The sequence below is a fragment of the Paenibacillus sp. 01T422 genome (assembly GCF_056398785.1).
Window position 1 is genome coordinate 1 of sequence record NZ_JBFTQB010001738.1, and the last position, 362, is coordinate 362.

The window sequence follows — 362 nt, forward strand, 5'->3', positions numbered from 1 at the left end:
GACTTAGGTTCATTACCAATAACGATATTTTCGGCGACTGTAAAAGAGGGAAAGAGCATGAAATGTTGATGCACCATGCCGATGCGATGACGGATCGCATCCGTAGGATTCGTGAAGGCCACTTCGTTGCCATTCAAAAGAATGCTGCCTGCCGTTGGCTGCTCCATGCCGTACAAAATACGCATAAGCGTTGTTTTCCCAGCTCCATTTTCCCCGACTAATGCATGAATCTCACCTTGACGCAGCGAAAAATCAACATTTGAATTCGCTGTTAAATTGCCATATGTTTTCGTAATTTGACGCATTTGAAGCAGCATAACGACTTTTCGCTCCTCTGTCTAGACATGAGGAAACTGTTTACG

1 protein-coding gene is annotated in these 362 nt (G+C 44.5%); it reads right to left on the reverse strand.

Annotation, left to right across the window (positions count from 1 at the left end; translation table 11 throughout):
* Positions 1 to 317: ATP-binding cassette domain-containing protein (locus tag AC1DUA_RS41005; protein WP_477505067.1), on the reverse strand; the 317-nt coding region annotated here is incomplete at its 3' end.
* Positions 318 to 362 lie beyond the last annotated feature (45 nt).